General features: G+C 65.8%; 7 protein-coding genes. All 7 read right to left on the bottom strand.

From position 1 onward, the window contains the following. Window positions 1-781: 4-hydroxy-tetrahydrodipicolinate reductase (dapB, locus tag EOC93_RS21195; protein WP_127205592.1), on the bottom strand; the 781-nt coding region annotated here is incomplete at its 3' end. Further along, window positions 778-2,649: an ABC transporter ATP-binding protein gene (locus EOC93_RS21190; protein WP_127205591.1), complete on the bottom strand. Its 1,872-nt coding sequence runs from the start codon at window positions 2,647-2,649 to the stop codon at window positions 778-780. The genes dapB and EOC93_RS21190, both read right to left, overlap by 4 nt. A gap of 128 nt (window positions 2,650-2,777) precedes the next feature. Beyond that, window positions 2,778-3,797, bottom strand: a complete 1,020-nt coding sequence (locus EOC93_RS21185; protein ID WP_095484744.1) for a glucokinase — start codon at window positions 3,795-3,797, stop codon at window positions 2,778-2,780. A 381-nt stretch (window positions 3,798-4,178) separates the two neighbouring features. Next, window positions 4,179-5,297 (bottom strand): penicillin-insensitive murein endopeptidase, encoded by a 1,119-nt coding sequence (mepA, locus tag EOC93_RS21175; protein WP_095484743.1) that lies wholly within the window; start codon window positions 5,295-5,297, stop codon window positions 4,179-4,181. Window positions 5,298-5,435: 138 nt separating this feature from the next. After that, a complete protein-coding gene (locus tag EOC93_RS21170; RefSeq protein WP_127205590.1) occupies window positions 5,436-6,341 on the bottom strand; it encodes an SDR family oxidoreductase in 906 nt (301 codons plus the stop codon). Further along, a complete protein-coding gene (gene queG / locus EOC93_RS21165) occupies window positions 6,338-7,498 on the bottom strand; it encodes a tRNA epoxyqueuosine(34) reductase QueG (protein ID WP_127205589.1) in 1,161 nt (386 codons plus the stop codon). Before queG ends, EOC93_RS21170 begins: the two co-directional genes overlap by 4 nt. Continuing rightward, a complete protein-coding gene (locus EOC93_RS21160; RefSeq protein ID WP_095484740.1) occupies window positions 7,479-8,171 on the bottom strand; it encodes a glutathione S-transferase family protein in 693 nt (230 codons plus the stop codon). Before EOC93_RS21160 ends, queG begins: the two co-directional genes overlap by 20 nt. Between the last annotated feature and the right edge of the window lie 166 nt (window positions 8,172-8,337).

The following is an 8,337-nucleotide window of genomic DNA, read 5'->3' as shown; positions in this document are numbered from 1 at the left end:
GTGCGGCCTTGACCGCGCCGCGAGCGAAGATCGCCCGGTCCTCGGCGTGATGGGCGAGCGTGATGCGCTCGCCGGTGCCGGCCAGCACCACGGAGTGGTCGCCGACCACCGAGCCGCCGCGCAGCGTGGCAAAACCGATCGAGCCGGTCTTTCGCACGCCGGTGTGGCCGTCGCGCGACCGCACGCTGTTCCCGTCAAGATCGATGCCGCGCCCGACGGCAGCGGCTTCGCCGAGCAGCAGCGCCGTGCCCGACGGCGCGTCGACCTTGTGCCGGTGATGCATTTCCAGGATCTCGATGTCGAAATCATCGGCGTCGAGCGCGCGCGCCGCCTGCTCGACCAGCACCGCCAGCAGATTGACGCCGAGGCTCATATTGCCTGACTTGACCACCGTCGCGTGGCGCGCCGCCGCCTTTATCTTGGCATTGTCGTCCGCGGAGCAGCCGGTGGTGCCGATGACATGGACGATGCGCGCCTGCGCCGCGTAGCCGGCGAATTCGACCGTCGCTGCCGGGCTCGTGAAATCGAGCACGCCGTCGGCCTTGGCGAAGGCCGGCAGCGGGTCGTCGCCGATCGCCACGCCGATATTGCCGATGCCGGCAAGCTCGCCGGCATCCTTGCCGAGATGTGGCGAGCCGGCCCGCTCGATCGCGCCGGCGACGCGTGCGCCCGGTATCGTGTGAATGGCGCGGATCAGCGCCTGGCCCATCCGGCCGGCCGCGCCGACCACCACCAGGCCCATTTCATTGACGGGGGGATCGTTTGTGGCCGCACCGCTCATAAAGTTCTCCCGACCGCCTTTTTCGCGCGGCGCACCGAAGTTTGGATTGGCTTGCCGTCGTCGACAAGCCCCAGCCCCTTGTTGCCCTGCACCCGGTGAAAGCGGGCATAGACGCTGTGCGGGTCGGCCATCAGCGAGGCATGCGTGCCTTGCTCGACCAGCCGCCCCTGTTCCATGACGACGATGTGGTCGGCATTGACCACGGTCGACAGCCGATGCGCGATGACGATGGTCGTGCGCCCTTCCGTCACCTGGGTCAGCGCCTGCTGGACGCGCGCTTCCGCCTCGTTGTCGAGCGCCGAGGTCGCCTCGTCGAGCAGCAGGATCGGCGCCTGCCGCACGATGGCGCGGGCGATCGACAGACGCTGGCGCTGGCCGCCCGACAGCGTCACGCCGCCTTCACCGACAGGGGTGTCATAGCCTTGCGGCTGCTGGCGGATGAAGCCGTCGGCCTCGGCTTGCTGCGCGGCCAGTTCGATCTCGGCGTCGCTGGCGGCGAGCCGCCCGTAGCGGATGTTGTCGCGAATGGTGCCTTCGAACAGATAGGGCTGCTGCGAGACATAGGCGATGGAGCTGCGCAGCGACTGCTTGGTCATCTCTAAAATGTCCTGGCCGTCGACCTCGATGCTACCCGCTTCGACATCATGGAAGCGCTGCAGCAGCGCCACCAGCGTCGACTTGCCGGCGCCCGAGGCGCCGACGATGGCCGTCATCTTGCCGGCAGCGGCGACGAAGCTGAGCTCCTGCAGCACCGGCGCGTCGGCGACATAGCCGAACGACACATTGTTGAAGCGCACCTCGCCCCTGGTGATCTTCGCTTCGACCGCTCCGGGCGCGTCGCCCTGTTGCGGCTCGAGGTCGAGCAGCTCGTAGATCATGCGCGCATTGACCAGCGCCCGTTCCATGCCGACCTGCATGCGCGCCAGCCGCCGGGCCGGGTCGTAGGCGAGCATCAGTGCCGTGATGAAGGAAAAGACCGCGCCAGGCGGCTGGCCGCTGACGGCTGCCCGGTAGCCGGAATAGGCGATGACGCCGGCGACGGCGAAGCCGGCCAGCATGTCCGAGATCGGCGTCAACCGTTCCGACACGCGCGCGATGCGGTTTGCCCGCTGCTCGGCGCCGGTGACAAGATCGCTGATGCGACGCGACAGCTCGTCTTCCAGCGTGAACGCCTTGACGATGGCGATGCCTTGCGTTGCTTCCTGCATGGCGCCGATCAGCCGCGAGTTGATCTGCACCGCTTCGCGCGTGGCGCGTCGTATTCTGCGGCTCAGGTAGACGACCGTGTAGATCAGCGGCGGCCCGACCAGCAGCGACATCAGGGACAGCATCGGATCCTGCCAGATCATGACGCCGATCAGCGCGACCAGCGATACGGCGTCGCGTGCCAATGACGTCAGCGTCATCGAGAGCAGGTCGCGGATGCCGTTGACGTTCTCGTTGATCTGGGCGGCCAGCCGCCCCGAGCGCGTGTCGTTGAAGAAACCGACGCCGAGCTTCATCAGATGAGCGAAGATGCGGCGCTGGTAGCGCGCCACCAGATTGTTGCCGATCCTGGCCAGCGTCACCGCCTGGCCGTAAGTGGCCAGCCCGCGCAGCATGAATGCGCCCAGGATCAACAAGCAGATCAGCGCGATGAGATCGCCGCGCTGTTCGTAGAATATCTGGTCGACGACGTCCTTCATGATCCAGGCGGTGAAGGCAGTCGTAGCCGCAACTATCACCAGGCACAGAACGGCCAGAGCATAATACCAGCGGTACTCGTGGCTGTTCTCGGCGATGATGCGGCGGACCACCGCCACGATCTCGCCGGGCCGGGCTTTGGCTTGGTGCCGGGCTTCCGCTTGATGTTTGGGCGACTGGTTCAAAGTCGGGATCGTTCCGTGATGTCGGTTCGGCCTCGCGGCCGGGCTAATTCGGCAATCCTCTTAGCGCCCCGGTGGCGGCTTGCCTATGGCCGAGGTAGGCAAAACTTCGCCGCGGCTCAGGGCGTCACTTAAGCCCGCCAGCGTCGCCCCGCCGTCTGGACGCCGAACAGCGACGGGTTTCTGGCATAGGCGGCAAGACCGGAAAGCGCTGCCAGCGGATGGGTGATCACATAGACGGGCATGGTGCGCATCATCTCGCTATGCGGCGCCTTGTCCTCGAAGGCGGCGCGGAACTCGCCCGTTTTCAGCGCCGGCAGGATTTTCTGGGCGATGCCGCCGGTCAGGAAGACGCCGCCGCGGCTCATGAACACCAGCGCAAGGTCGCCGGCTGTGCGCCCCAGGCAGGTGACGAACATCGACAGCGCTTCCTCGGCCACCGGATCTGACTTCGCCAGTGCCGCCGCGGTGACCTCGGCCGGCGTGGTGAAGGGCGCCGGCTTGCCGTCCGCCTTGGCCACCGCCCGGTAGGCATTGACCAGGCCGCGTCCGGACAGGATCTGTTCGCCGGAGATTCTGCCCTCGAGCTTCTCGATATGCGGAAAGACCTGGAAATCGCGCGGCGAGCGCGGCCCGATATCCATGTGCCCTCCCTCACCGGGCACCGGAATCCAATGGTTCAGCGCGTGGACCAGGCCGGCGACGCCAAGCCCGGTTCCGGGACCGAGCACCACCCGTCCGGCATTGGGCTCCGGCGCATCGCCGCCGATCTTTTCCATATGCTCTTCGCCAAGCGCCACGACAGCCAGCGCCTGCGCCTCGAAATCATTGAGCACCACGACGTCGCTGAGGCCGAGGCTGGCAAACATCTTTCTCGGCTTGACGATCCACGGGCAATTGGTGAGCGGGATCTCGTCGCTGTCGACCGGGCCGGCCACCGCCAGCACGGCGGAGTTGGGCCGGACCGGCGAGCGGTCGAGCACCGCTGCCTGGATCGCGTCGTCGATGGTGTTGAAGTTGGCCGTCTGGACGATCTGCGGCTCGGTTGGTTCCGAGTTCGCGTCGAGCACGATCGAAAAGCGCGCATTGGTGCCGCCTATGTCGCCGATCAGGACCGGAAACTGCAGCGCTGTGTCGTCGTCGCCTGGCATGCTCTTGTCCGTCCCGGTTCCCAGTGGCGTTCCGCTGTTCTTTCGTTGACTAGCGCATGACCTGGAAAAGGGAAAGTCGCTTCAGAGTCAGTTCCGGAGCAATCACCTCAGGTCCGAATTTCGTGCTAGCCCTATTCAGCGTTGGCGCTGCACCTCACCTGCCTGCCGGCATCCTCTCCCCGTATAGTGACGGGGAAAGGGGGCGCTTTCATCGACGGTTCCGCTAATCTCCAACTCTGCAAGAACGGCGCCAAGGCCGCGGCCAGCCCTTTCTCCCGTCACTATACGGGGAGAAATGCCCGGCAGGGCAATGAGGGGCGGCGCCGACCCAACAGTTGGTCGTCTCCAACATCAGTGGAAGCCGAGGCGATTATCCTGGCATCAGTTCCCCGGCCGCGGTCGCGGCAATGGAATGCCGATCTCGGGTGTAGCCGCGAAGGCGTTGATCGAGGCCGGAAGCGCTGCCGCGCCGCTTGCGGATGCCCGCGCCGGCGCCGGGGCCACCGTGAGAGTGGGTGCAGCCGCGACCGGCACGCCGTCGCCATAAAAGGTGACCGCCTCCGCCGAAGCCGGATCGGGCCCGTCGAGCACCGCCTGGCATGCCGCGGGCAGGCTCGCCATCGTCATCACGTCGCGCGCTTTCGGCCTGTCCGGGTTTTTGTTGGGGCGCCACGGTTCCTCGGTGAACCACCATGCCAGAGACTGGTCGCAGCCGTCGCCGGGCGCCGTGTTTTCCTGTGCTTTGCAATTGGGCGAGCCGGGCTGGCAGCCGATGCGGATGTGGAAGTGATAGTCGTGGCCCCAGAACGGCCTGACCTTGCGCAGCCATGCGCGGTCGCCTTTCACCGTGTCGCAGAGCTTCTTCTTGATGCCGGGATTGACCAGGATGCGCTCGACTTCCGCGTAGCTTGCCGCGCGCTTTAGGAGCCGCATATGCGCCGGCACCCAGAGCGCATCCTTCACCAGATGGGTCTTTTCATCGACAAGCAAGGTGGCGCTCATATTTTCGCGCTGGTCGATCGAAAGCTTGCGGTCGGGCATCGGCGTCAGCCAGATGTCGGCGTCGAGGCCGATCTGGTGCGAGGCATGGCCGGTCAGCATCGGGCCGCCGCGCGGCTGCGAAATGTCGCCGACCAGCAGGCCGGGCCAACCGTCGGCCGCGGCGTCGCGCGACAGTTTCTCGATCAGCGCGATCATCGTCGGATGGCCCCAGCGACGGTTGCGCGAAGGCCGCATCACCTCCCATTTCGGGCCGTCCATGGGGATGGCGACGCCGCCGGCAAAGCAGCCCTTGGAATAAAAGCCGATCGATTGCGGCGCAGCCACGGCCGGCAGCTTTTTGGCGCCGAACAGGTCTTTCGCCAGGCCTTCGGCGGCGGCAGGTCGCGCCGCAAGCCCCGCCAGGGCGAGGACGGCGAGCGCTGCTAATGCATGTCGCCCAAAGCATGCCCTCGGGCTTGAACCGAGGGTGCGCAGCGGCTTTGGGACAACGACAGGCATAAACAGAGATCTAAAGCGCGTCGCGACGCGCTTTAGCAGCAATGCTCTGCCGGGCAATGATTGCTTCAACGGTTTCATGAAGCAGAACCCCTCTGCGAATTTAAGTCGAATCATATCATGCCCGGCGCGAGGTTTCGATCACGACCGCTTCATCGGGCTGCGCGCCTCGCCGTCGTGCCATCTGCCGTCAGACCACATTTGGTCGAAGGCCGAGCGGTAGTCGGGAAAGCGAAAGCGATAGCCGGCAGCCTTGATCGCCGCGTTGGCGACACGCTTGTTCTCGCCATAGAAGGATCGCGCCATGGGCGAAAGCTGGGCGGTCTCGAACGGAATTTCGGGCGGCGGTGTGACGCCCATCAGCCCGGCGGCATAGGCGACGACGTCCTGCGGCGGCGCCGGCAGGTCGTCGGTGACGTTGAAGATGCCGCCGCGATTGTCTCCGATTAGATGCCAAAGCGCCCCGGCAATGTCGTCGCAATGGATGCGGTTGAACACCTGGCCCGGCTTGACCAGCCGCCGCGCGGTGCCGTTTTCCAGATTGACCAGGGCATTGCGGCCCGGCCCGTAAATGCCGGAAAGCCGCAGGATCGCCACCGGCCGGCCGATGTCCCGACCCAGTCTCAGCCAGTCCCGCTCGGCGGTGACACGCATCATCGAGCGCTTCGACACCGGCCGGCATTCGGCGGTCTCGTCCACCCAGCCGCCGCTATGGTCGCCATAGACGCCGACGGTGGAGAGATAGGCGATCCATTTCAGCGCCGGCATCTCCGTCCTAATTGTCTCGCGCGCCGCATTCAACACCGGGTCGCCGGCCTCTTCCGGCGCCACCGAGACGACGAGATGGGTTGTTTTCTCGAGCGCGTCACGGATTTCGGGCGTCAGCGCGCCATCGAAAAGCAGCGGCTGGATCCCGGCTTGCCGCAACGCTTCGAATTTCTCCGGCGCGCGTGTCGTGCCAAGGATCGTGCCGGCATCCTTGTTGGCTCGGGCAAATGCCTTGCCCGAATAGCCGGCCCCGAAAACAAAGATATGCTTCTCGCTCATGCATGCGCCTCGATTTGATTTGCCAGCGCCAGGCGCCATTCGCGTTGCACGGCGTCGTCGCTTTCTGCTTTGACCGCAGCGGTGGCGCGTCTGGCAAATTCAGTTTCAGGCACAAGCCGTGACAGCGCCCATACCGCCGCCCCACGCACCAGGGGCGAGGCATCGCCGAGCAGCGCGCGCACGGCGTTGCCGAGCGAGGAATCGCCGGAATTGCCGGCGGCGATCAGCACATTGCGGACAAAGCGGTCGCGACCGATGCGCTTGATCGGCGAACCGGTGAACAAGGACCGGAAAGCCGCGTCGTCGAGCGCCAAGAGATCGGCGAGCGGCGGCTCGCGCAAGTCCGCGCGGGCGGCGAGCTTTGCCTCCGACGCAGTCTGGGCAAACTTGTTCCACGGGCAGGCGGCCAGGCAGTCGGCGCAGCCATAGATGCGGTTACCGATTTTTTCCCGGAACTCGTGCGGGATCGGCCCCTTGCTCTCGATGGTGAGATAGGAGATGCAGCGTCGCGCATCGAGCCGGTAGGGAGCCGGAAAGGCGTCGGTAGGGCAAACGTCGAGGCAGGCGCGGCAGGAGCCGCAATGGTCGTCCTCGGGCGTATCGGGCGCAAGCTCGGCCGTCGTGAAGATGGTGCCGAGGAACAGCCAGGAGCCGTGCGCGCGGCTGACCAGATTGGTGTGCTTGCCTTGCCAGCCGAGGCCGGCGGCTTCTGCCAGCGGCTTTTCCATAACCGGGGCGGTATCGACGAACACTTTTACATCGCCACCGGCGCGCGCCACGATCTTGCCGGCAATCTCTTTCAGCCGGCCCTTCATCACGTCGTGGTAATCGCGGTTCTGCGCATAGACCGAGATCGCGCCGCGGTCGCGCTTCACCAGGACCGCGCGTGGGTCGTGGTCGGGGCCATAGTTCATGGCGAGCACAATGATGGAGCGAACTTCGGGCCAAAGTGCTGTCGGCTCGCTGCGGCGTTCGAGCGTCTCGGCGATCCAGCCCATCGAACCGTGAAAACCGTCGGCGACGAATTCGGCGAGCCGGGCCGGCGCCTGCGGAATGGCATCGGGCGTGGTGACGGCAACGGCATCGAAACCGGCGCGCCGTGCCTCGCGGTCGATCAGCGCGCGCAGGTTTTCCGCTTTAGAAATCGAGGTCCGCATAATGTGACACCGGCGATAGGCCGCGCACCCGGTCGGACAAAAGCGGCCGGAACGATGGCCGCGATTTCACCCGTGCATACCATTCGCGCGCGGCAGCGTGTTCGCGCCAGTCGATCTCGCCGAGATAGTCGAGCACAGACAGCGCAGCTGCAGCCGCGAGATCGGCATAGGTGACCTTGTTGCCGGCCAGCCATTGGCGGGTGCCGGCCAGCCAGTTGGTGTATTTCATGTGCTGGCGGATGTTGGCGCGCGCGGCACGGATCGCTGCCGAATCGGGCGAGCCGCCGCCCGCCGTTTCCGGCATGACCGGCTTCAGCACGCGCTCGCGCACCAGATGCCGCGTCACCTCGCTATCGGCCTTGTTGAGATACCAGTCGGTCAGCCGGCGGATTTCGGCGCGCCCCATCGGATCCTCGGCGAACAGCCGCTTGTCGCGCTTGAGCACGCCGCGCGTCTCGTCGAGATATTCGCCGATGACCATGGCGCCGACGATCGGCACGTCGCCTTCGGCGAGCAGGATCGGCAGCGTGCCGGCCGGGTTCAGCGCCAGGAACTCCTTGCGCCGCGTCCACGGCTTTTCCTCGATCAGCGCCAGCTCCTCGCCATATTCGCCGAAAGCGAGGCGCACGAACCGGCAGGAGGCGAACATCGGGTGGTGGAAAAGCGTCAGCATGGTCCCGCGATAATAGAGCGCACTGGCAAATCGCCGGCTGCGCCGGTAAGTCTTAGCCGCCCCGATTCAAAGGGCTGTCAGGGTGCTGCGACCTATAGGAGGAGTTCCGCGCCATGACAAGCAAGCCCTTTCGCAAGCCGTTCTTCAAGCTCTCACTCGAACGCCG

It is taken from the genome of Mesorhizobium sp. M6A.T.Ce.TU.002.03.1.1, assembly GCF_003997275.1.
Taxonomy (GTDB): domain Bacteria; phylum Pseudomonadota; class Alphaproteobacteria; order Rhizobiales; family Rhizobiaceae; genus Mesorhizobium; species Mesorhizobium mediterraneum.
The sequence above is the reverse complement of the archived record's forward strand: the minus strand, read 5'-3'. Positions and strand labels throughout refer to the sequence as shown.